This is a genomic window from Clostridium niameyense (genome assembly GCF_001243045.1).
GTDB lineage: Bacteria > Bacillota > Clostridia > Clostridiales > Clostridiaceae > Clostridium_F > Clostridium_F niameyense.
The window spans coordinates 1,050,334-1,076,208 of sequence record NZ_LN849007.1 but is presented as its reverse complement, the minus strand read 5'-3'; the positions used below and the strand labels follow the sequence as shown (position 1 = coordinate 1,076,208).

The following is a 25,875-nucleotide window of genomic DNA, read 5'->3' as shown; positions in this document are numbered from 1 at the left end:
TTATTAATACATAAATTTTAAAATTTTCTTTACATTTTCCTCTAAGTTTGGCTCCGTTATGCAATCAAAGTGTTGACCTGCTATAGTAGAATAATATAATTTACCTTTTGCATAAGGCTTCCATGTTTCGTAGTCTTCTTGGAAAAATCCAGGATAAAAGTGATTGCCCTGTATTTCACAACAAAAGATTCTCATATTTCCGCAATATGGAGCAGGTTCATAGCTAGCCACACATCTAAAATTTTGAGAGAAGATTCTAAACAATATATTTAACATTTTTAACTGATGCTCCATTAATTCGCCATCGGGTTTCTCAATAGTGTTATAAAGTGCATTTAATCTCTCAGAAATAGATTTACTTGATTGCCTACAAAATTCAGCTGCAACATCCTCATACTCACCTTCACCATTACATAAGGCTTCAACCGTTATATCTCCTGTACCTTTTCGTGATAAATATTCAATATATTTTTGCAAACGCTCCTCATCAATTGTATATCCAGCTTTATATTCATTAGCATTTATTAATTTTGCAAAAATTCTCTCCAAGAGAAGTTCATTATCAAGACTAGATTGTAAAGTTTTTTTATAAATTTCATCTGTAGTATCTGAAAGTATGGTTTTTTCTTTTTTTCTAGGTATTCCAGCACTAATAAGAGTTACATCTGAAACACATTTACCTTTATTTTTTAGATAATGTGCTGCTTCTAAAGCAATTAATCCTCCTACACAATGTCCAATTAAAATATATTTTGAATATCCTAAATCTGATAATATCTTTCCATATTTTTCCCCCAATAAATTAAATGTTTTACTAGTTTCCATAGAAATATAATCTGCATCATTACCAAAGGTAAATCCTAAAATACTTTCATTATTTTTACTATCTTTTTCTATATAAGAAAGTAAATTATTATATGGTGTTAATGTTCCAGTTCCTGCGTGAAATAAAACTTTTGCAACAGAATTATCATTAGATTCATTACTTCTTTTTACATGAACTAAGCAAGGATCAATAAAGGAATTTTTATCCTTTTGAAACTCTTCAATTTTCTCTGAAATTTGCCTTATTGTTGGGGCTTGCATCATTTCTGTAAGCAATGTACTCCATTCCCACCCTTTTATTTCTGGCAATTTTTTTAACATTTGACCTATAACCTGAGCAATTAAAAGTGAATCTCCACCTACTAGATAAAAATTATCATTTCTGCCAATAGATTTAATATTTAATTCTTTGCACCAAATTTCTTCAATTCTTCTTTCTAAATCTGTTTGAGGCAATTCACTCTGCTCTTTAGTACTCACATTATTTTCAATTTTAATAAAATAGTCTTTTAGTTTTTTATTATCAATTTTCTTATTAGCTGTTAATGGAATATTGGGCAATACCAAGATATCATTTGGTACCATATATGATGAAACCGTATTTTCTAAGTACTCCTTAATTTGTTTTTTATTTATAGCTTTATACTCTCCAACAAAACGTGTGATATAAATTGTCTGACCTAATAGATCTAATTTACTTTTTTTATTAGGAAATTCATACACAATTTTACCTTTATGATTATTAAATATATTTTCCCATTGTGATCTTGTGAAAAAAGTTTGATCTTTATCTTTACGTTCATCTAAGAAACCCGTTAATCCGTCTTTGAACTCCATAGATGTTAATAACATATAACTTGTTTGTGTTTCTTCTAAAATTATCATGCTTCCCTGTTCTTTTAACATTCCTTTTAAATTTTCCATTACATAATGTACATCTTTAGAATTATGTAATACATTTGCACATAAAATCAAATCAAAAGAAAATGCCTCATATCCTTGTAATCCGAATTCTTCATTTATATCAAAGATTCCATACTTTACCCAATTATAATCTTTAAAATTTTCCTGAGCCTTATTAAGAAAGAAAGTTGAAAGATCTGTGAAGTAATATTCAACTTTACAACCATCTATTTCAGGTATAACATCAATAGAAGTTCCTCCTACACCAGCACCTATTTCTAATATGCGAAATACTTCTGATGAATTTTCCCTATTTTGCTTTTTGCAAAGATATTGTATTTCCTTTTTAGTTATATAATTTAGCATTTTATTTATCTTGTTATCATGATATGCTGCCATAGCTGGTCCCACATCACCTTTGGGAAATAATACATCTAATGGATTCTCTTTTCCTTGTACCAGTTGAGGTAATAAATCACTAGACTTTTTTAAATAATCTAAGAATGATTTACTATAATTAAACTTTTCTTCTATTTTATAAAATTCATTCCACAATTTTGATGAATTTAGTTTTTCATGATCAGTATTAATTGCTTTATATTTTTCATCACATAAAATAATAACTTTTTCTTCAACTAATACATTAAGCCATCTTTTAATTAACTTATATAATTTTTTAGGAGTATTCATAATTTCTATAATTTCATCAAAACTATATGCAATATTAGCATAATTAAAGATTCCATAAGTTTTAAATGTATTATAGATATCAGCTATCACCACCATATCTGACTTTTGAAGCCAAGATTTAAATAAATTTTCATCTATACTATTTTCATAATGACTTCCTATACCTTTAAGTAATTTATTTTCCTCTTCGTCATCAACAATATCCCCTAAATTATTTTTTATCATTGGTGAAACAACAGCATTAATGTGTAGATTATCTGGAGTATCTCCTATTGCTAAAGTAACAGCTGAATTAATTGATGGATGTTCATTTAATACAGAACGTATTTCTGGTAACTCAACCCTATGCCCATGAATCTTTACTTGTTCATCACCTTTGTCTCTACCTTTAAATATAATTACACCATCTTTTCTATAACAGCCTCTATCACCTGTTTTATATACTCTTTCTTGTGTTTCTTGTAAAATACAATATTTTTCTTTATTTTGTTTTTCATCATTTAAATATCCCAAGGATAATCCTACTCCCCCAATATATAAGCTACCATCTACATAATTGGGACAATGTTGCATATTCTCATCTAAAATATAGAATTTTTGATTATACATAGGTTTACCATATGGTATACTTTTTTCAAAAGACTTATCTTGTTCAATGTCATATAATATAGACCAAATTGATGCTTCTGTTGCTCCACCTAAGCTAACAACTTTGGTATTATTTAATATACTATAAATCCTTTTTGGTAAATTAACTGGTATCCAGTCACCTGAAAGTAATATTAATTTAATATTAATATTTGAATTATATTCTACTGATTCTAAGTAATTTATAAACATTTGCATTTGTGCTGGCACTGAATTCCATATAGTTATTTTTTGTACTAAAACCAAGTCAGCTAAATATTTAGAGTCCTTAATTTTATCTGAATTAGGTAGTACTAATGTTCCGGAAATCATAAAACAACCAAAAATATCATATACAGATAAATCAAAAGATAAATTTGCCAATCCTAAAAAAATGTCATTTTTATTAATATTGTATCTTTGGTTAACATCACATATTGTGTTCATTGCAGCTCTATGACTAATTATTACTCCTTTAGGTTCACCGGTTGTTCCAGATGTAAAAATTATATAAGCAGGTCTATCATAATCCTTATCAGTTTTTATATCATTAATTTTTATAATTTCCATATCTTCCATATTCCCTATACTAATACTACTTACATTAACTAATTTACAATCTTTTTGTAGTTCTATTTCTTCTTCCTGTGAAAAAACTAATTTTATTCCTGCCTTATTAATGATCTTTTTCTTTCTTATTGTTGGCTGAGTAAAATCAATTGGCACATATGTTGCTTTAACAATCAATGTTGCCAAAACTGCAGCAATTTGCCATACCCCTTTATCTATATTAATTCCTACTGTATCTCCTTTTTTCACATGTTCTTGATTTAAAATATTTATAATACTTACAACATATTTAGATAATTTTTTATAAGTATACTCTCCATCCTCAGTTATAAGGGCCGTTTTTTTAGGATATTTTTTTAGGGAATTTAAAAATCCATCTTCTAACATCATTGGCTGTATGTTCTTTTGTGTATTATTTACCTTAGTTCTTATTTCTACTGTTTCATATGGTAGTTTAGCCGGATGTTTTAGTAAAAATATTTTATCTGCTTCTTTACAAATTGAAAGTATCAATTCTTTAAAACTTTCAAACATATCGTCTATTACACATTCATCAAATATACCTTCTCTAATATCCCAATTTATAGTTGCTCCTGAATTTTCTTCTGATGCTTGACAATCTATATATACTTGTGGAGTTTGACTTAATTTATTTCCAATAGCTTTTTTAACTGTCATATCATTTTTTGAACTTACACCTAATGTACTTGTAAATACAACAGGAATAATAACATTCTTTTTTCTTTGTTTTGTAAGTTTTCTTAATACTTCTACACCAGAAACCGCATTATGCTCTAAATCATTCCAAAGGGTCTCTTGCAAGCTTTGAACTCTTTCTATAAAATTATTCTTATAGTTAAGCTCTACTGATGTTATATTAACATCAGTAAAATCACCAACAATTTTGTCTATGTCATCTGAGATATTAGGTCTATTTAAAAGTGTTGTATTAATACAAAATTTATTATTGGAAGACCATAAAGATATAATTTCTGATAAACAAGACATAATTAGTACTGATGGAGTTACCCTATGCTTACTCCCACTGCTACAAAAACTATTCCATAATTTATTATCTATAAAGACCTTTTTCTGAAAAAATTTAAAATTATCATTATTATTACTTAACACTGGTAAATCGGGTGCTTCACCCATTTCTCGTATCTTTTTATTCCAATATAATTCAGCTTCACGTCTAGCCATAGACTTTAATGATTTCTGCTTACTTTGATAAATTACAACATCCCTATAAAGTGTAGTTGGTATAATAATCATATCTGAGTTTCTATAAAACAACTCTAAATCATTTAAAATAATATTCATACTTACAAAATCCGCAATAAGCATATCTAACGAAAAATGAATTATACTTTTTTTATTTTCTATGCTAAGAGCTAAATCACACATAGGCCATTCTCCTAGTTCATACTGCTTATTAGCTAATTTATTACATAGATCTTCTCTTTCTTTAATAACTCCTTCATTTGCTTCTCTTAAATCTATACAAGGAACTTTAACATAAGGCACTGCTTCTTGCACTATCTGATATTCAGAATTTAATATAATTGCTCTTAACATATCATGCTTTTGAATTACTTTATTCCATGCAGTTTCTATTTTATCCCTATCAAGTATCTCATCAAAAACCACTTCAATATATCCATGACAACCTACTCCACCTAACTCATATAAATTATTTCTTCCCATCACATATGAGTTTTGTATATTAGTTAAAGGAAATTTCTCATATCTAAGTTTGTGGTTTTTAGTGAATTTCATATCATCATTTTCACCAAAATATTGTAAAATTTCAGCTTTTCTAGATTTTATACTTTCTAATATCTTAGATGTAACTGTACCCTTAGGAGCCTTATATTTTATATTGTCTCCTTCTGTCCATATAATGATATTTTTTTCGGTTAATTCATCAATATAGTCTTGAATTCCCATGGACCATCCTCCTTTTACATTTCATTCATCAATAAAAGCATTCAATAGTTTTTACTTGAAAATATTAATTTATATAGTTACAATTTCTACTTCTAATTCCGACTCTTTATTCATCCTTTGGATTTCTTCAGCTAACAAACTAATGGTTGGATGTATAAATAATATTTGTATAGATATATCTGAGTGAAGCATATCCATATTTTTTATTCTTGATATCAAGGATACTGCTGTTAGACTATCTCCTCCTATTTCAAAAAAGTTATCATTTCTAAATATTTTTTTTATTTTCAAAACTTCTTTCCAAATAGATGCCAGTTCTTTTTCCAATTTACCTTTAGGCAGTTCAAAATTTGATTTAGATTGAGAAATACCCTGACATTCGCTTAAAATTTTTGCAATTTTCTTTCTGTCAACTTTTCCATTTCCTGATAGCGGCATACTTTCTGCAATATAATACTTTAATGGAATCATATATTCCGGCAAATATAATCTTAAAAACTCTTTAATTTTATCTATATTTTCTTCTTTTTTATTAGAAATACCACTTTCCATATACTTATCCTTCATAACAATATAAGCACCAAGATTTTTATTTTTTCCTTCTATGTCTTTAATAGAACAAACTACTGAATTAACTACTCCTTTATATTTATTTATTGAATTTTCTATCTCTCCAAGCTCAATTCTATGTCCTTTTATTTTTACTTGCGTATCATTTCTTCCTAAAAATTCAATAGTACCATCATTCCAAAATCGCCCTGTATCTCCAGTTTTATACCATCTAATACCTTTAAAATTTACAAATTTTTGTTTTGTTAAAACTTCATCACCAACATATCCATTAGCTACTCCTTTACCTCCAATCCATAATTCACCGGGAACCCAGTCAGGACAATCCCTACCATATTTATCAACAACCCTATACAGTTGACCAAATAACGGTTTTCCATAAGGTATAGATACCCACTTATCTGGTATAGGCAGTTTCACTTCGAAAAAATTAGACCAAATTGATGCTTCTGTAGCTCCACCCATGGCTAATATATCTGCTTTTGGTGCTATTTTATTTAACCTTTCTGGTAGATCCAAACCAATCCAATCTCCTGATAACATAACTTTCCTTAAAAATGGGAATATTTTTTTCTCCTCTTCAGCCATAGATAATAACATATCCAATAAAAATGGAACTGAATTCCATAAAGTTATTTCATATTTGTCCATCAATGAAACCCATATAGATGAATCTCTTTCTTTACCTTCACCAATTAATACTATTGTTCCCCCTCGTGCTAAAACGCCAAAAATATCATATACTGATAAATCAAATTCCATTGATGAAATAGAAAGTAGCTTATCCTCTTTTTTTACATCACATTTTAAATTTACTTCATTAATTGTATTCCAAGCCCCAGAATGAGTAATTTCAACGCCTTTTGGTTCTCCCGTTGTTCCTGATGTAAATATTATATAAGCAATATCTTTGGGATCTGAAATAATAATATTTTGTATTTCATCTTCCATTTCTAAAGATTTTGAATCAATTGTAAGAATTTTAATATTAGTATCAATAGGAGTAATATCATCTAAATCTGTTATTACATATTTTATTTTTGATTTTAATACTATATTTTCCACCCTATTAATTGGCTGCTTTATTCCTATAGGAACATAACTTGCACCGACAGCAAGCACTGCTAGCGTTGCTATAATTTGATTACTTCCTCTTTTCAGTCTAATTCCAATTTTATCTCCCTTACCTATATTATTTTTTATTAAAACCGTAGCCAATTTTTTAGATTTTTTAATAAGTTCTTTATATGAAATTTCCTTACCTGTATCTGATTCAATTACTGCTATCTTTTCAGGAGTTAAATTAGCATTTTTAAATATTTCTTCATGAATACATTTAGACTTTCTTTGATTTAAGTTATTCATATTTAAATATCTATTAATAAAAAAATTCTCATCAATTATAGATAAAGTCTCATTCCATTTGTGAGAATTATCAATCACCCAATTTAGACTTTTAATATAACAATCAAACATAACTTCAATAACGTCTTCATTAAATGCCTCTTCTACAACATCCCAAGAAAGCATTAACCCTTCAGCAACTCCAATAATTTGAAAATCAATCAACACTTGTGGCGTCTGAGAACTGATGTAACTTAATTTTCCTAATGCTTTTTCAAATTTCTCATTAATTATAGAATTTTCATAGTCACACGAAAAAACAACTGGTGCAATTACCTCTTGTCCTAAATTATTTTTTAATATATCCCTTATTACCCTTACTCCAGAATAAGATGAATATTGCATCACTTCCAAAAATTCATCTTTAATTTGCAATACATTTTCTATAAAATTATTCTGTTCTACATTTTTTATAGGTAACAATACTGTATTTGTAAAATCTGCTACAACATTTTCAAATTCTGGTGGTCTATCGAAAATGGGAACATTTATCAAAAATTCTTCTGAAGTACTAAACCTTTTTAATATTTCTGCATATATAGTTAAGAAAATCATTGCTGGAGTCACATGATTTTGACAAGCATATTTTTTTAATAAATCTAGTCTATTTTTATTTAATATATAATTTCTACGAATAAACCTATGTGATTTAATCTTATAGGGATTACCACAATAAGGTAATTGCGGAGCCCCAGGTAAATCCTTTACTTGGTTTTTCCAATATTTTTGTGCATTTTGAAAATCTATTGTATCTTCCTGTAATTTATCATAAATAAAATTAGAAAAATCCCATTCTAACGGTATTGTTGATAAAGCTTTACCTTCATAGGCAGCTAACAAATCTTTTAATATTATTTTAATACTTCTTAAATCAGCTACTAACAATTCAACATCAAAATGAATTATACTTTCATTCTCATTAAGACTTGATAAAATTACATCTGCTACCTGTCCCTCTTCAACCTTCATTAATCTATGAGAAATCTTTTCTCTAATGTCCTTTAGTTTTTCATTCTTTTTTTCATTACTTAACTTTTTTAAATCATAAACAGTTATGTTATTTTTATATGTATTTTCGCAAATTATTTGTCTACCCTGAGATAGAAATTTTGTTTTTAATACAGAATGATGATTTTGCACCTTATTCCAAGCATCATTTAATCTACTTTTATCTATTGCACCACACTTAAATTCAAAATATATATGACAAGATACTCCACCTAAAATTTGATTATTATCTCTTCCTAGCCAATACGCATATTGCACATCTGTTAAAGGATATTCCCTACAATAGGGCTTTTTCATTAAATTAATTTCTTCAAAAGTACTATTTTTAAATTGTTCCTTAATTATTTTCCACCAATCCTTAACATAGGGAGCTGACATAAGTTGAGAGAATGAAACTTTAATTTGTCTTTTTCTTAATTCATTAATTATTAACATTGTTTTCAATGAGTTTAATCCAAGTTCAACTAAGTTACTTTGTTCTATGTCTTCATTAATTGAATTTTGTAAAATGTCAATAATAATTTTTTTAAAATCTAAGTAATTTATTTTATCACTCAATTTATCTACGCCTCCTTTGCATAGTCTGATTTTTTTGCTATTTTTCTTAATTTAATCTTATCAATTTTATTAACTTGTGTAAGTGGCCAACTCTCAATAAGAACTAATTTATCAGGAATTTTATAATAAGCTAAACCTCTTTTCTTCAAAAAAACCCGTACTTCTTGTAATGTTATTGATTTATTTTTAGGTATTATAAACAAACAGTTTTTTTCTCCTAAAAAATAATCTTCTACTCCAACAGCAATAGCCTCCTTCACGTATGGATGATGACATATACATTCTTCTATCTCATTAGGATCAATTTTTTCTCCTGCCCTATTAATTTGATCTACAATCCTACCAATTATCTGATAACCTTTTTCTTTATCATAACATGCTTTATCTCCCGTTCTATAATATCCATTATGAGTAAACTTATCACCCAAATTATCTGATAAATTATAATAATTCTTAATTGTATAAGGTCCCCTTATGACTAATTCACCACATTCATTTTCTTTTGCTATTGCACCATTATCTTTAATAATTTTCACATCTTCATATCCTGATATTAAATATTTATAAGCATTATAAATACTTTTGCTATTTCTATTGTACATTCCATACATTGAAAATCCTTCTGTAGTACCATATATAATTCCAACATTACAATGAATTTTATTAATAAATCTTGATATCGTTTCTGAATCTATCATTGAACCTCCAATAGAAACCAACCTAATACTTGATAAATCATAACTTTTATCATATTCTAAAAAATCAATCCATATTCGAGCTATTGTAGGTACTATTGATGTAACTGTTACTTTTTGATTTTCTATTATAGAAAAATGTTCATCACAACTTCCTACCCTACATATTACCGATTTTCCCCCTATAAACAATATATTAAGGAAACCTGGTGAATACAGGCCAAGTTTATGTGTTAAGGGCAATGCTGCAAGGTAAACATCATCAGAAGTTAAATTAAATCTTTTTATGTAGCAGAAAAGATGTAAAAAAATCATACTATGACTTATAGGAATTATTTTAGGAAAACCTGTTGTTCCCCCAGACATCATTAAAATAGCAGTTTCATTAACACTTGCATTATAAGATTTGCATATACCATCTTTTTCATTTTCTATATTATCTGTTGAACATAAAATTACATTGCAGTATTTTTTCTTTACTTTAGTTGCTAGTTCCCTATAAGGAATTTCACTAAATTTTCCACAATAAACATATGCTACTGCTGCTGTTTTTTTAATAATTCCTATTATTTCTTTTTCTCTAAATTGAGAATTTGTAATTACAGGTACTGCACCTATTTTTACCAATGCAAATAATGAAAATGCATATTCTTTGCTATTTGGTATTTGTAATACTACATTATTTTTAGCTCTAATACCTATTCGCAAGAAAAACTTAGCATACTGTTCTATTTTTTTCTGTAAGGTTTCATAACTTATACACTCATCTCCATCAACAATCGCAATATTGTCCTTATTATCTCCTATTACTTTATAAAGCCATGATATTATTGTATATTGCCTATTGGGATAAATCTTTTTATTATAACAATTTATTGAATTCAAAATACCCTCCCCTTATGGTTTATAGCTTTACAACTATGTGAGCTGAATATTGATCATGAACTTTTAGCTTGAATATTTTCCACCTAGGTAATATTTGTCCCTTTTCTATAATCTTATTTTCTCTTATTGAAAAAGACTTAAAATCCTTATTTAATCCTAACCCTAAAGCTTTTACATAGGCCTCTTTAGCTGTCCAATATTTAAAAAAAATTTTATAATCTCTATTTTTTATAATCTCATTACATTCCTCTTTTGTATAACAACTTAATGCCACTTCCTCAAAATTATCAATATTTCTAATAAGTTCAATATCAATACCAATACATTCTAATTTAGTAAATGTAAGTACCACAAATTCTCCTGAATGTGATATGTTATAGTGAATATTATCTTTATTAGCTCCTATAAACAAACTTGGTTTACCGAATGTTCCAATTTTTATATCTATTTCACTATATTTTATCCCAATATATTGAGATAACAACATTTTAGAAATTACTTTACCTGTAAGACTCCGCATTCTATCACAATAATTTCTAAATTTTAATATATATCGTTGTTCTTTTTCCGTTAATATATGCTGTAAACTTAATGACCATTTAATTAAAAGTTTCCAATTGATTATCCAAATATGAATTTCACAATCTGATAAACAAAGCTTTCCTATATTTTTTAAATTGTCATTGTAATAATATTTAATTAACACTTTTATAACCCTACTATTTTCTTCTTAATTTCCATAAGCACTTCTTTTTCTTGTTGTTTTATAAAAAAATGTTTACCTTTAAATATACGATAATTAAAATCATTCTCAGTATAATACGCCCACTTTTTTATCTCCTCCAAATTCCCATCTTTATCTTCATTTCCTCCTAATGATAAAATAGGACATTTTAAAGGTTTTGTGTTTGTAGAATTATAACTTTCATCTAATATAAAATCCGCTCTAATTATAGGTAGAAAAAACTGAAACAGTTGTCTATTTTTTATAATTTCTTTTGGCATTCCATCGAATCTAATTAAGCCTTCTTCAAATTCTTTATCTGGTAAATTATATATTGGATGTGGCTCTGATATATGTGGAACTCTACCACCTGACACTATTAAAAGTTCTGTAATCCTTCCTTTTGCCTCTAATCTTTTTTCAACTTCATAAGCAATTTTTGTTCCCATGCTATGACCAAACAAAAAAAATTTATTAGATGTATGAAGAATTAATTGGGCAATATCATCTGCTAATTTTTCCATATCTAGATAAGGTTTTTCTAATATTCTTTCTTCTCTTCCTGGTAATTGTATTGGACATACTTTTAAAATTGAGTTTAAAGCTTTATTCCAATTACGAAATGTACTTGCTCCTGCCCCTGCGTAAGGAAAACAATACATTATAGAATCCGTTTCCTTTACTGTATCTAAATCTTTTATTAATTTTCCAGGTTGAAACATTTATATCCCCCTTCGCTCATATAACAATTCTTCTTCATTCTCAAAATATAAAATATTTTTCTATAATATTCACAAATAAATCCATCAATTAAGTTAGCTATAGTCAACTCTTTTTTATATGATACTTCTTATTATCTTTTTTTTCTACTCCATAAAAATATTTTTATTTGTAAAATAGCCCAAAACTATTTTATAAAAATATTAATTTATAAATTAATATTTTTAGAGTTAAGCAGTCTTAAAATAATCTTAATATTTTATATAATTTTATTTAAAACATCATTTTCAATTTATTATTTTCTTTCTATAGTCTTTTGGCAAAATTCCAAAAATATCTTTAAATGCTTTGGTAAACTTACTAGCATTGCTATAACCTAAAGATAATGCTATTTGACTTATATTCATATCACTTTCTTTAAGTTTAATAGCTGCATAATTCATCTTATACTCTTTTAAATATGTATAAGGATTTTTACCATAGATTTGCTTGTACACAGTACTAAAGGTTGTATAGCTAATATCCTCTGCTTCAACAAGTTCTTCTATAGAAACTTTTTCCTCAAGATTATACACCAATTTATCTCGAATTTTTTTAACTATATTAATATGTTTCCTAACACAATATGTTGTAGCAAATCTATCTACATTCTTTAATTTAGAAACGAAATGTAAAATTTCAATACTTTTTATTTTAAAATAATCAATATCCTTAGAGTTTTTAGCAGTATACAGCTCACTAAATACATGAGTTAATTGAGAAGGAGTTTTACATATAAAGTTTTGTAAATTTAAATCTAAATTACTACATAATTGTTTAATATTTATTCCAAATAAACTCAATACTTGTTGAGTTTTTTCATTGATTATTGACCTATCTATAACTAAACTTACTCCACTATTATAGGCAAATGGAAATGAATATTTTACTGGTAAATTTTTTGCTTTATTTATACAAAATTCATCTTCTTTTAGATAAAATACTCCCCTATCACCAAATTCAAATTCTACTCTTCCTTTATTAGAATGTCTTATTTCTATAATTTCATTATTTAATATTGTTTCATTAAAAGATTGTAATGTATGAAAGTCCATAAATATTATATTAATACCTGTAAATAAATTATAGCTTATAACTCTACCATAGCCATCATCATCACAGATATACTTTATAATAGAATAATCCTTATGTTTTTCAATTTTAATATTATTTTTCTGTATCCATTCTTTGCAAAAAAAAGACTCTTTCATACTATCCTCCTTTTATTATATTTTAATTTTTAATTATATAAATTATCTTTCATAGTATAATATATTATGTTTTTATAGTTTTTTATTCAACTTATAATTCTTTAACTTAATAAGATTTATTATAAGAATCATCTAAATATTTACTGAAATTTAGAAAACATTATTATAATGAGCACAAAAAAATCCGGGTATATAATTAATTACCCGGATTTTTAATTGTTATTTTTTTATCTTAGCATACTATATAAATCCTTAGGATTTTCTAATTTTGGTACAAGAGTTTGTGGAACCCCTACATTTTCTTCTTTTGCAATATCATACATTAATCTTAAAACTGAAAAGTCTTCTATAGCAAAACCTACTGAATCAAAAATAGTAATTTCATCAGGTTTTCTGTCTATAGGCTTTCCTGTTTTAATTACATTCCAAATTTCTATTACTTTAAAGTCTTTATCCATATGTTGAATTTCTCCTTCTATACGACTTTGAGGTTCAAACTCAACATAAACATCTCCCATACGAAGAACATCAGAATCCAGTTCTGTTTTTCCAGGGCAATCTCCTCCAACGCCATTTATATGCACACCAGGTTCAACCATATCTGGTGTGATAACTATAGCGTTTCTCTTGTCTGCAGTAACAGTTGTTATAATATCAACACCCTTACAAGCTTCTTTTGTACTATTACATTTTATTAATTTAAGATTTTTTACATGTTTTAGATTGTCCATCAATTTGTCAGTAGCAGCTGGATCTACATCATAACAATAAATTTCTTCTATGCCTAATATGTGATGAAAAGCAAGTGCTTGGAACTCACTTTGGCAACCATTTCCGATTAGTGCCATTTTCTTAGAATTAGGTTTAGCTAAATATTTTGCAGCCATTACTGAATTAGCTGCTGTACGAAGAGCAGTTGTTAATGTCAATTCCCCTAAAAGCAATGGAAATCCAGTTGATACATCTGCTAAAAGACCTATACCCATTACTGTTAAAAAGTTATGTTTAGGATTTTGTGGGTGACCATTTACATATTTAAATGAATAAGTTTTTGAATCACCTATAGGCATTAATTCTAAAACACCGATATCCGTATGATGTGCTGTTCTTGGAGTTTTATCAAAATCTTCCCAACGTTTATAATCTTCTTCTAAATATGGTACAAGACGTTCCATAACCTTTTCCGCACCAACTGATTTTAAGTATTGCGCCATAGTAGGTAAATCAATATACATTGTCTTTAAATTTTCCATACTTAACACCCCTCATCATAATTTTTAAATATTAACTATTCGGCCGAATAATTGTGAAAAAAAATACAAATAATGATGAACCTTCATAATCTAAAACTTGATTTGAAAACGTTCACTAAGTACTTACAATTATACGTTAACATTTTACACCAACAATGTCAACACATTCCACATAGTTTTTTTAGACATATTAATTTTCACTTTATTTATATGAACTTGACTTTTTTATGATTTAAAAAATATTTTTAGCTTTTTAACACTCTTCATTTTCAATTGAAATCAATTATCATTATACCATCTTTAGTAATTAATTTCAATAAAATGTTACCTTCCCATAATTTAAAAAAGCATCTACTAAGTAGATGCTTTTTATTCAAAATCTTTTTTATTTTTCATATAATTAAATACTTAAATATTTATAATCTTACTTTCTTAAGCCGTTTTACTAATCCACTTTTTACTTTTCCATCTACTTAGCATACAAAATCCTCTAAAACATTCATCTAGTGCTACACTTATCCATATACCTATAATTCCCCATCCATTATGTATACTAACTATTGCTAAACCTAATGAAATTCCCCACATAGATATTAAAGCCATAACTACTGGAAAAATCACATCACTAGCTCCTCTAAGTCCACTTATAAATATCAAATTAAAAGTTCTCCCAAACTCTATGGCAATATCCGCTATTAAAATTCCGGCTCCTATTAAAATAACTTTTTCATCCACTGTAAATATAGCTATTAATTTATACCTAAATGCTATAGCTATTAAGCTCATTATCATAGTAATAATTAATGATAATTTCATAGATAACATACAAGTTTTATCTGCAATATCATAATTTTTTTCTCCAACTGAATAACCAATTAATATTTGATTTGCCTGAGATATAGACAGGCAAAATACATATACAAACATAGTCAATTGGAAAATGTAAGTTCTAGCAGCTATGGCTTCTTTTGATAAATATCGTAATATTAAAGATGTTAATATAATTTGTACTATATTATAACTTAAATATTCCAACGCTGAGGGAATTCCTATACTCATCAATTCCCTTAATATGTTTTTAGGAAAATGTTTGATAATTTTAAAAGAAGATAGTTTTTCAATATTTTTAAACGTATATATAAATAAAAGTACTGCCCCAATGAATCTACTAATGATTGTTGCAATTGCAGCTCCAGCTACTCCTAAAGACGGAAATATAGCAATTCCGTAAACTAGAACATAGTCTAATAAAAGATTCAATATTACCATAAAAAATGTAATGTTAAGAGAGAGCTTAGGTTTACCATGAGTTCTTACTATTGCAGTACATGCAGATATTATTCCTTGAAGAAATAAAAATCCACCTACAACTAATATATAAGTTTGTCCATATTCTAATAATTCCTTTTTAAGCCCTATAAGCATAAGAATTTCTTTTCCCAGAAAACAAAAGAATAGAGTGCAAAAAATTCCTAATATAAAAGTAAATATTAAAGAAACTATAGCTATTTAAGAAACTCGTTTTTTATTTTTAGCTCCAAGCGCTTGAGATATTAAAACAGAGGCTGCACTAGCTACAAGTGTAAAAACTATATTCAATATGTTTATAGGTTGATTCGCCGTATTTACTGCTATAGCTGCATTGTCAGAATAATGTCCTAATACAAGGATATCCCCAAATCCTAATAACATTATAAGTAAGGTTTCTAAAAATATTGGTGCTGCCAACTTTACTATGTTTTTTATTAACGTCTTTTCCAAAACTTTAACTCCTTCGTAACTATAAATTTTGCTATAAACCTAAAACTTCTCCTTTATTCATCAAATCCTTGATTTATAGATATTTGATAAAAATGAGATACTATACATATATAATAATTATTATCAATAAACTAATTCCTAATTTTATATGTAAAAAACCTTATGATAAACTATAATTCTTTTATCATAAAGTTTTATTTCTTAATATTATGGGTTAAAGTATTTTTTCATTTTTTCAAAACTTTCTTCTGAAATAACATGTTCCACTTTGCAGGCATCTTTGTCAGCTACTGCTTCATCAACTCCAATTTTAATAAAAAACTGCCTAAGAAACATATGTTTTTCATATATTGATGTTGCAATTTTCTTTCCTTCCTCAGTTAATTCTATAAAAGCATCATTATTTATATCTATTAATTTACTATCCTTTAATTTTTTCATTGCTCTACTTACAGAAGCTTTACTAAGGTCTAAAAAGTTAGCAACGTCTATTGATCTAACACATTGTTGATTTAATTTAATTCTATAAATTGCTTCTAGATAATTTTCTGAAGAATCTACTATATTATGCATCAGCTCACCTCCAAAAATAGAACTTATTTTAAGCATTTTATTTATATATATAATATACCAATTATGTTTAATTTTCAATTATCCTAATCGCAATGGATAATCTGACATTTCTTTTCACACATCAATATAATTTTTAAATACTATTTTACTTTAATTACTATATTATGATTTTATTTTTCTTATAGATTACTTCAATATACTTTATTTTGTAAAACTATATTATCAATTAAAAATCTTTTAATATTATTAATTTGAAAAAATTAGGCTTGTCTTTTTAAGATGCTTAAATATCTTAAAAAACAAGCCTAATCTTATATTACATTTAAAAATTATATTATTTTAAATTTTAGTTTATTCTTTAACCTCATTAGAAGTCTTAGGATATAAAGTTGTTCCCCATATTGAAATTACTCTTTCTTTTACTAATGGTATATTTTTTTCATCTATAACAGTTCTCCACCATTCCCAAGCAAGTCCTGTGCATTCCCATGCTTTTACACATATATTTCTAGCATTTCCTTTTAGATATATTTCTGTGTTGAAATGAGCTGTTCTATCTTTATCATTTCCTGACCAAGCTTTATGTTCAATTATTTCTTTACCATCTTTGTCATAACTTACTTCATCCCAAGTTACTTCAAATTGAGCTACATAAGCTCCACTATGATCAAGTACTATTTTACCATTTGTATATTCTGTTGAAGTTGTTTCTATATATTCTGTTTTATTATTTACGGTTGCTATTTTATTATCTTTTAAGAAAGTAGTTGTATAGGAAATTGGGTATCCTGGATTTTTAGCACTATAAACCGAATTATTTTTTATAATATTTCTTATTTCGTTAAAGTCTTTAGTTATTATCTTGTTGTGTTCTTCCGCTCCTCCACCTAAAACAGTTGCTGTGAAAGAACTTTGATTTAATATATCCTTATATTCTGCATTGCTGCTTATATCTTGGTTATTTATTAGTGCCTTAAAGGCTGCTTTAACATTTGCACTCTTGGAAGTTGTTTCCAATTTTACATAAATTGTTCTACCATATGCAACATTTGAAACATATGCAGGAGGATTGTCCTTATTTACTCCTTTTGAAGCTAATTGATTGAAAGTTACACTATCTCCAAATAAATCTGATGGTTTATTTGGTGCATCTACACTTACTGTATAAAAAATTTGTTTATAGGATAAAAGCATAACCTTCTTTTCACCTTTGTATATAGAATCAAAATCTATATTTAAAGATTTACTTAAAGTTTTAAAGTTGCATCCAAGCATTGTAGATAATTGGGATTTACTATATACCATAGTATCAGAATAATTTACTCTTGTAGGTATAGTATACTTAGATGAATAATTTGTGTTCCATTTTTCAAGTATTGAATTTATTGCTGCGTTAACTGATGAATAAGTAGGTGATTTTACAACTTTTTTTCCGTCCTTACTCATACCAGGTAAATCAATACTTATAGTAATAGGTTTTCTTTCGCATGAAACTAAATTTGGTTTATTATCTACAAGATCTCTATTTGCAAGTTGTATAGCACCAGGATAAGTTCTATCATTCATTGAATCTATAACAGAAATATCTGAAGTTGCATCTGAGATACTTTTCTTTTCACGTTTTACTACAATAAATTTTCCTGGGTTTTCAAAACTTTCTGCAGGTATAAAGCTTCCAACTTTTTCTCCGTTAGATGATAATATAGTATTTGGATCATAAGTTAATCCATAAATATTCTTATCTATTTCATCACTATTATTTTTAACTGAAGGATTATTTTCATTTTTTGCATTTGCCAATAAAGTTTTGTTCATAGTATCGTTAAAATTATAATTACTTGTTAATCCAGTTATAATAATAACACTTAATATTACTCTTGATAATGATTTTAAAAATTTCTTAGTGAATCTCATTTTGTATTCCCTCCTTAATTTTCATATAATTTATATAATTTTTAAATGTAAATTTACAATTGACCACAAAAATATTTATGTTACATCTTAGGGATTGTCTATTTTTTAACATTCCAACCTCCTTTAGTTCCGAATTAGATTAATAATTACTTTAACTAAATCTAATAATAATTTAATTCTTCATCAACCTAATATGGATTTCTCACTAAATTAACATTGAATTAATATTGAGTTAACACAAATTTAATATTTATGTTTTTATTATACATCATTTTATGTTATTTTTCAAACAAATTTAAATATTCTTAAAAAAATTTTTTTATATTTACAAAATAAGTATTTTGTTGTCTTTTTTTAATTTAAGTCACGTGGTTTGTTTATTAAAATATTTACATTGAATATTAAATCATTTCTTAATAAAAAAATAAGATAGATTACAAACATCTATCTTATTTCCTGTATACAAAATTATTTTTATTTATTTATATAGTTTAAAACCGCTTGTGCTGTAGCATATCTATCTGAACCTTTTAGAACTATTGCTTTGTAAGGAAAGTTTCCTCCTCCTATGCCATATAAATTCTCCGCATCATCATATTTACTATCTGTAAAATTAAACATACAAGGACATTGCAAGAAATCTGCTAAATATTTTGCTGCTCTTTCATCTATAGAATTATTATATAATACTAAATTTTTCATAAAATTCACTTCCCTATTAACTATTTTCTCTAATATATTTTAATACAGCCTCTAAGGTTGAATATCTTCCATCTCCAGATATAACCTTTTCTACATAACTTGTATAATGTTCCTTTGTATATCCTACAGCATATACATGCTCTACAGTGGAATAATCAAATGCTCTACTATTACTTATAGTAGGACAGCTTAAAAAATCTGCTAAATATTCTGCTGCTCTTTGATCTGCACCATTATTATAAATAACTATATATTTCACTTTTTTTCTCCCCCCATTTATATAAATGCCTTCTGTAAATTTATTCGCATCACACAAGTTTGGTACTCCGGGTACCTTGGCCTTGTCTGTATATTGAAATCCTACCCAGCTTGTCCAAATACCATTGCTTCCGGGCCAATTTACACCATATTCCGCAATCCATAATAAATATTTTGAAAGTCTTGTATCTAATTTAGTTCTTGCAAAGTTAGTATAAGTGTATATTATACAATCAAATCCACTAAGTCTTTTCATTTCATTTAAAAATAATATACATCTATCTGTTACTTCTTTTTTAGACCTTTTTGAAGTTTCTATATCTAATACAGGTATTACTTCAAATTTTTTATTCTTAATAGCATTCCAAAAATCCTTTGCTTGCTCTATGGGATTTGTTTTATCACTAAAAAAATGATAAAATCCTACTTTAAGTCCAGCAGATTTTGCACCTTCATAGTGTTTCTCTAGCATGCTATCTACATAATCTACTCCCTCTGTAGCCTTTATTATAACTACATCTCCAAATTCCTTGACTTTTCTATAATTTATTCCTGTTTGCCAACTAGAAATATCTATTCCTCTTATATTATCCTTTCCGTTGCTTTCCATAAGCATCACTCCCATATAATTTAAACTATAAATTTATAGTGCACTATTTTTTATTAAACTGTTGTCTAATTTTATTTTCTCTAACTTAATAACCCCTCTATTAAAAAATTATGCGCTAAATTATATAGAGAGTAATCTTTAAACTTAAAAACTCTTAGTGCTTTTAGACTATTTATCTAATCTATACACTAAGAGTTTTATTAACAAAAAAATATTATTTAATTTATATTTCTTCATAAAACACATATATTTTTATAATTTTATTATAATTCCTAGTTTTTTATTTTCTATCTTCGCCTCTATACTGCCTTTATGAAGCTTTATTATTTCTAAAGCTATAGCAAGTCCAAGTCCCGCTCCTTTACTACCACGAGAAGAATCTTTTTTATAAAACCTTTTAAACAAATATTTCAATTCCCCTTTATTTATATCTTCTTTAGGAATATTCCAAAATTCTATAAGTATTATTTGTTTATGTTTATATAAATTTAAAATTATTTCCGTATCCTCTTTGCTATATTTTATAGCATTAGAAAATAAATTTTCTATTACCCTCATAAATTTATCAATATCAACCTGTATATATAAAGGTTCTTTAGTAAAATTCATGGTTAACTTAATATTGTATTCTTTTAATTGAGGATAAAAACCATCACTTATTTGACGTATAAATTCCTGTAACTTTATATTATTTTTATTCAATTTAACATTTTTCCATTTTAGTTTTGAAAAATCGAAAAACTCCTCTATAAGAGTTTTCAAATACAAGCATTGATCTTCTACAATATTAATATATTTTTCTTTTTCCTCCGATTTTTCATATTTTTTATTCTTCAAAAGATTTAAAAAACCTAATATAGAAGTTAATGGTGTTCTTAAATCATGAGATATATTTAATAAGAACTCTTCTTCATTTTTTTTGTTCTTTTTTATTTTTGTGGCCATATCATTTAAAGAAATAGCTAAGGAGGTAAGTTCATTATTGTATTTTAAAGCTATAGTTTCTTGAAAATCTGACTCATAAAGCTTATTTACATCTTTTTCAATATCTATAATGTACTTTAATCTTCCTTTGGCCAATATGGCAGCTATAATCATAAATATAATTATTTCTATATAAATTATAGTAATTTCTCCATCTATAACAGAGTCATTTAAAATTATCATATATAAATCATCACTTATTTTCTTTGTTTCCTTAATATTTAGTAACATTTTGTCATATCTTTTAAGTGCCAAGCCTTCATTTATTTTAAAACTTTTTATACCATATAAATCCTTGTCAATGTTAGAACTTAATATCTGCCCCTTAGAATTAACAATAAACACTAAAGTTTTGCCATTAAAAGTATAAGGGATTTTTTCTTTAAGTATATTATCCATTTTATGTGGCACTTTAATCTCTTTTGTATTTTTCTTTATAATTTGTTCTACATTATCTCCAACAAATCTTTTATAACGTCCAATTATATAGTCCTTCTCATAATGCTTTGGAAATAATATTTTATTAATATTAAAAGCAGAAATATTTAAACTTTTAAAGGTCATAGATATACTAATAGTTGTAAGTATTAATGATATAATAAAAATTGCTATAAGTTCTCCTACTAAATGAGTTTTAAACTTCTTTTTCAATTTTATAACCTACTCCCCAAACAGTTTTAATATACTTAGAATTTTTCACTGTATCCTCAAGCTTCTCTCTTAAATTTCTAATATGAGTAAGTAAGCTATTATCATTTTCTAAAAACTCCTGTTCCCAAACCCTCTCATATATTTCATTAGAAGAAAAAATTCTACCTTTATTTTTTGAAAGTAATAGTAAAATATCAAATTCTTTTGGGGTAAGTTTTATTTCTTTATGATCTTTATGTAGCGTATGTTCTTTTACATTAATCTTTAAGTCTTTTATTTTTATAATATTCTTATTTGATACAACTTCTAACTTTGAGCTTCTCTTAAGAAGTACTCCTACTCTTAAGGAAAGTTCAACTAAATCAAAGGGTTTAGTTATATAATCATCACAACCGGATATGAAACCTTTAATTTTATCCTGTTGGCTATCTTTAGCTGTTAAAAATATAATAGGTATGTCCATAATTTCTCTTATCTTTTTAATAGCCTCAAATCCATCCATTTTAGGCATCATTATATCCATTAAAATTAGATTAAATTTTTCATTATTTATTTTTTCTAATGCTTCTCTACCGTTATAAGCCGTTTCCACTTCATAACCCTCTTTGGTTAAAAATATATTTAAAAACTCTACTATAGGTTTATCATCATCTACTATTAATATTTTATATACCATATATATCCTCCTTTTGTAACCTATATAATTATAACAAATAAATTACATAAAAATAAACTCCTCTGTAGTAGAGAAGTCCAAACTTATAATAAAATTTTAAACAACATTAACCTAGTTATATATAAACCATAACTATTTTATTTTCATTTTAAATGTAACCTCTGCTCCTAAGGTTTTATTAGAATTATTTAAAATTAAATCCCCGCCATGCTCTTTTGCAACTAAGGCAGCTAAATATAACCCTATTCCATAATGATTATTTTTAGATCTACTTTTATCTTCTTGATAAAATATTTTACTAGCACATTTTATTCCTTCACTAGTAAAACCTGTACCTTCATCTATTATTTTAAAATACAAGTAATTATCTTTAGAATAAATATGTAAATACACATTTCCATTTGCTTTTGAATAATCGAAAGCATTGCTTAAAATATTAGTTACTGCCCTATAAATATAAGTTTCATCACCTTCAATAACTTCTGGAATATCCTTATAATTAACTTTTAAGATTATTTTCTTAGTTTGAAATAAAGAATATGCTGATTTCTCTACTTTCTTAATAAAATCCTTTGTATATATTTTATTCTTTTGTACCCCTAAATTACGTTCTGCCTTCAATGAGGTAGTTAATATATTTATATATTGCTCTATTTCAGTAGCCCCATCTAAAACGAAATTTCCATATTCCTTTCCTTCCTCTATGGAATCACTTTCTAAAAGTAACTGGGTATTTCCTTTAATAATTGTAAGCGGAGTTTTTATATCATGAGATAATGCAGATAATTGCTGGTTCTTTATTTTATCTTCTTCCCATTTCTTTTTTAATGTATCTTTTAATTCTTCTCTCATATCTATTATAGAGTCTAAAATTTCATTAAACTCCTTTATTTTAGATTTCTCCACCACAAAATCTAAATTTTGTATGTTTATTTGCCTGGTAGTATTTAAAAGTGGTAATAATTCTTCTTTTAATTTTTTAGAAAATATAATTATAGTAATTATACAAGAAATTAAAATATTTAATATAATAATAATAAATATTAATGTCATAGGATTAGGTAATAACCTATTTAATGTTCTATTCTTGTATTTAGGTTTAATAGAATATTGTAATACACAGGAATTATTAGAAGTTTGAATATAAATATAACAATTTACCCTTCCCTCTCTATTTCCTCTAATATATTCTATGGTCTCTTTAATCTCCTTATTATTTAAATTAGTAGAAGTTATATTCATTTTCTTATCAAAAATTACATAAGATAACTCTTTAGGTATATCCTCATCTTTAATTACAGTAAAATTCTTTAACCTTTTTTCAATATTTTTTGCCTTTAATTCATAATAATTAGCTGGCAAAATTATTTCCTTATTTATGAATACAGCAAATATTATTAAAGGTATAATGATAGATATACCAATAGTCAAAACTAAAGTTAAAATACAGCTTATAAAAACCTGTTTTAAGCTCTTCTCTTTTTTTATATCTTTCATTATTTTACTCCCATCTATAACCTATTCCCCATATAGTTTCAATAGGAGAAACATTAAACTTTTCAAACTTTCCTCTAATGTTTTTAATATGAACAGCTATAGTTATATTATCACTTTCTCCGTCATAACCAAATATTTGTGTATATATCTGTTCCTTTGTAAAAACAACACCTTTATTTCTAGCTAAAAATTCACAAATTTCATATTCTGTTTTGGTTAAATAAACCTTATCATCTTTTATAAATATCTCCTTACCATTCAAGTCAATAAGAACCCCTGATACTAAAATAGCATTCTTTTTTTCCCTATTTTCTCGTCTGAGATGTGCTACAATTCTTGCTCTAAGTTCCTTTATATTAAAAGGTTTTAAAAGATAGTCATCTCCACCAATACTTAACCCCTTTAAAATATCATTTTCTAAAGTTTTAGCCGTTAAAAATATTATAGGTGCATCTGTTATATTTCTGATTTTTTCACATAATGTAAATCCATCTATGTCTGGCATCATTACATCTAGAAGTACTAAATCATATTTTTTTATTTCGTTTAATTTTAACTTTATAGGTTCACTTATGCACACTACCTCATGTCCATCTTTTTTTAATGCATTTTTAATTAATGTTAGAATGTTTTTTTCATCATCAATTGCTAATATTTTTGCCAAAAGACCACCCCTAATTATTATATTAAAACCTTAATAACCATTGTTTTTCTAACTATTATTTTCTTATTAAAATTTTTAGATATTAATAATTCTTGTTATATCAATATAATATCATAAACGTTATTTTCCATTGAAGATACCTTCATTTCAATCAATTATACCATATATTTCTGAGAAAAATAATTTACAATTTTTATTCACTTCTTTTACCTTCCCATCTATTTATCCACAATATGGAGAAAATTAACAATATAATAGTATACGCTAATATCATAATCCAAGAAGTAATACAACTTACATTTATACTTTGTCCAAAGTCTTTCCACAAGGTAATTTGGGATATTTTCACTGAAAAAGCGTGGGGTAAGAACTTCCAAGCCTCCCATTTATCCAAATTATTCATATTGCCTATAAATACTACAAAAACACTTTCAAAAATACTTAATATTAAAGATATTCCCATTCCAAAACGCATACTTATAATCACATGAAAAATATAAGTAAATATATTTCCTATCATAAAAAATACCATAAGTTTAAAAAATAATCTTACTGCTTCTTCTATAAATACTCCTTGCCATACAAGACCTATTAAGGTAAATGACCATAGTATAAATGAAGAAATACTCCCCCAAAATAAAATATATAGTATAAAAGAACAAAAATTAACAGTTCTTGATGTTCCTACAGATAAAAACCATCTATATCTACCGTTTTTTTCTTCTATATTCAGGAAAATGGTAGTTACAATTCCTATTAAAAGTGGGAATATTGAAGTTGCGATTTCAATTATAACTTGCAATTTTTTTTCATTACTAAATTGTGGATAATTATAAAAAAACAATGAAAATATAAGTGCTCCTATTAATGGTAAGATTATATGAATTAATGAAATCTTAGAATGTTTCTGCTTTATAAAATTAGCTTTAAATCCATTAATAAATGTATCCATA

The 25,875-nt window shown here is 26.4% G+C and carries 16 protein-coding genes and 1 pseudogene; all 17 read right to left on the bottom strand.

Features of this window, described 5'->3' with window-relative positions; genetic code table 11:
• Positions 1 to 3: 3 nt before the first annotated feature.
• The 17 genes and pseudogenes from BN1711_RS06145 to BN1711_RS06065 all read right to left on the bottom strand — a co-directional run bounded on the left by BN1711_RS06145 (position 4) and on the right by BN1711_RS06065 (position 25,874).
• Positions 4 to 5,565, bottom strand: coding sequence for a non-ribosomal peptide synthetase (locus tag BN1711_RS06145; RefSeq protein WP_050607297.1), 5,562 nt, complete (start codon positions 5,563 to 5,565; stop codon positions 4 to 6).
• A 69-nt stretch (positions 5,566 to 5,634) separates the two neighbouring features.
• Positions 5,635 to 9,105: a non-ribosomal peptide synthetase gene (locus BN1711_RS06140; protein ID WP_050607296.1), complete on the bottom strand. Its 3,471-nt coding sequence runs from the start codon at positions 9,103 to 9,105 to the stop codon at positions 5,635 to 5,637.
• Between the two features lie 5 nt (positions 9,106 to 9,110).
• On the bottom strand, positions 9,111 to 10,685 hold the full coding sequence (locus BN1711_RS06135; protein WP_050607295.1) for an AMP-binding protein: 1,575 nt from the start codon (positions 10,683 to 10,685) through the stop codon (positions 9,111 to 9,113).
• Between the two features lie 19 nt (positions 10,686 to 10,704).
• A complete protein-coding gene (locus tag BN1711_RS06130) occupies positions 10,705 to 11,391 on the bottom strand; it encodes a 4'-phosphopantetheinyl transferase family protein (RefSeq protein ID WP_050607294.1) in 687 nt (228 codons plus the stop codon).
• A gap of 2 nt (positions 11,392 to 11,393) precedes the next feature.
• Entirely contained in the window at positions 11,394 to 12,131 is a 738-nt protein-coding gene (locus BN1711_RS06125; protein WP_050607293.1) for a thioesterase II family protein, read from the bottom strand.
• Between the two features lie 285 nt (positions 12,132 to 12,416).
• Positions 12,417 to 13,379, bottom strand: coding sequence for a helix-turn-helix domain-containing protein (locus BN1711_RS06120; protein ID WP_050607292.1), 963 nt, complete (start codon positions 13,377 to 13,379; stop codon positions 12,417 to 12,419).
• 227 nt (positions 13,380 to 13,606) lie between these two features.
• Entirely contained in the window at positions 13,607 to 14,632 is a 1,026-nt protein-coding gene (locus tag BN1711_RS06115) for an ornithine cyclodeaminase (protein ID WP_050607291.1), read from the bottom strand.
• Positions 14,633 to 15,064: 432 nt separating this feature from the next.
• Positions 15,065 to 16,360 (bottom strand): annotated as a pseudogene (locus tag BN1711_RS06110) (MATE family efflux transporter).
• Positions 16,361 to 16,600: 240 nt separating this feature from the next.
• On the bottom strand, positions 16,601 to 16,966 hold the full coding sequence (locus tag BN1711_RS06105) for a metal-dependent transcriptional regulator (RefSeq protein WP_050607290.1): 366 nt from the start codon (positions 16,964 to 16,966) through the stop codon (positions 16,601 to 16,603).
• 351 nt (positions 16,967 to 17,317) lie between these two features.
• Positions 17,318 to 18,880: a thiol-activated cytolysin family protein gene (locus BN1711_RS06100; protein WP_050607289.1), complete on the bottom strand. Its 1,563-nt coding sequence runs from the start codon at positions 18,878 to 18,880 to the stop codon at positions 17,318 to 17,320.
• Positions 18,881 to 19,354: 474 nt separating this feature from the next.
• Positions 19,355 to 19,582, bottom strand: a complete 228-nt coding sequence (locus tag BN1711_RS06095) for a hypothetical protein (protein WP_050607288.1) — start codon at positions 19,580 to 19,582, stop codon at positions 19,355 to 19,357.
• Positions 19,583 to 19,598: 16 nt separating this feature from the next.
• Entirely contained in the window at positions 19,599 to 20,450 is an 852-nt protein-coding gene (locus BN1711_RS06090) for a GH25 family lysozyme (RefSeq protein WP_050607287.1), read from the bottom strand.
• Between the two features lie 252 nt (positions 20,451 to 20,702).
• Positions 20,703 to 22,085, bottom strand: a complete 1,383-nt coding sequence (locus BN1711_RS06085; RefSeq protein WP_129582133.1) for a sensor histidine kinase — start codon at positions 22,083 to 22,085, stop codon at positions 20,703 to 20,705.
• On the bottom strand, positions 22,069 to 22,761 hold the full coding sequence (locus BN1711_RS06080; protein ID WP_050607286.1) for a response regulator transcription factor: 693 nt from the start codon (positions 22,759 to 22,761) through the stop codon (positions 22,069 to 22,071). Before BN1711_RS06080 ends, BN1711_RS06085 begins: the two co-directional genes overlap by 17 nt.
• Before the next feature lie 132 nt (positions 22,762 to 22,893).
• Positions 22,894 to 24,258, bottom strand: coding sequence for a sensor histidine kinase (locus BN1711_RS06075; protein ID WP_050607285.1), 1,365 nt, complete (start codon positions 24,256 to 24,258; stop codon positions 22,894 to 22,896).
• 4 nt (positions 24,259 to 24,262) lie between these two features.
• The gene (locus tag BN1711_RS06070) at positions 24,263 to 24,922 is read right to left on the bottom strand and encodes a response regulator transcription factor (RefSeq protein WP_050607284.1); all 660 of its coding nucleotides are present in this window, start codon (positions 24,920 to 24,922) and stop codon (positions 24,263 to 24,265) included.
• Between the two features lie 193 nt (positions 24,923 to 25,115).
• Positions 25,116 to 25,874, bottom strand: a complete 759-nt coding sequence (locus tag BN1711_RS06065; RefSeq protein ID WP_050607283.1) for a lantibiotic immunity ABC transporter MutG family permease subunit — start codon at positions 25,872 to 25,874, stop codon at positions 25,116 to 25,118.
• Between the last annotated feature and the right edge of the window lies 1 nt (position 25,875).

What these genes read in the sequence shown, in the direction of transcription:
- BN1711_RS06145 (WP_050607297.1), bottom strand. Translation starts at nt 5,565, where the DNA reads ATGGGAATTCAAGACTATATTGATGAATTAACCGAAAAAAATATCATT.
- BN1711_RS06125 (WP_050607293.1), bottom strand. Translation starts at nt 12,131, where the DNA reads ATGTTTCAACCTGGAAAATTAATAAAAGATTTAGATACAGTAAAGGAA.
- BN1711_RS06120 (WP_050607292.1), bottom strand. Translation starts at nt 13,379, where the DNA reads ATGAAAGAGTCTTTTTTTTGCAAAGAATGGATACAGAAAAATAATATT.
- BN1711_RS06115 (WP_050607291.1), bottom strand. Translation starts at nt 14,632, where the DNA reads ATGGAAAATTTAAAGACAATGTATATTGATTTACCTACTATGGCGCAA.
- BN1711_RS06105 (WP_050607290.1), bottom strand. Translation starts at nt 16,966, where the DNA reads ATGCATAATATAGTAGATTCTTCAGAAAATTATCTAGAAGCAATTTAT.
- BN1711_RS06100 (WP_050607289.1), bottom strand. Translation starts at nt 18,880, where the DNA reads ATGAGATTCACTAAGAAATTTTTAAAATCATTATCAAGAGTAATATTA.
- BN1711_RS06095 (WP_050607288.1), bottom strand. Translation starts at nt 19,582, where the DNA reads ATGAAAAATTTAGTATTATATAATAATTCTATAGATGAAAGAGCAGCA.
- BN1711_RS06090 (WP_050607287.1), bottom strand. Translation starts at nt 20,450, where the DNA reads ATGGAAAGCAACGGAAAGGATAATATAAGAGGAATAGATATTTCTAGT.
- BN1711_RS06080 (WP_050607286.1), bottom strand. Translation starts at nt 22,761, where the DNA reads ATGGTATATAAAATATTAATAGTAGATGATGATAAACCTATAGTAGAG.
- BN1711_RS06075 (WP_050607285.1), bottom strand. Translation starts at nt 24,258, where the DNA reads ATGAAAGATATAAAAAAAGAGAAGAGCTTAAAACAGGTTTTTATAAGC.
- BN1711_RS06065 (WP_050607283.1), bottom strand. Translation starts at nt 25,874, where the DNA reads ATGGATACATTTATTAATGGATTTAAAGCTAATTTTATAAAGCAGAAA.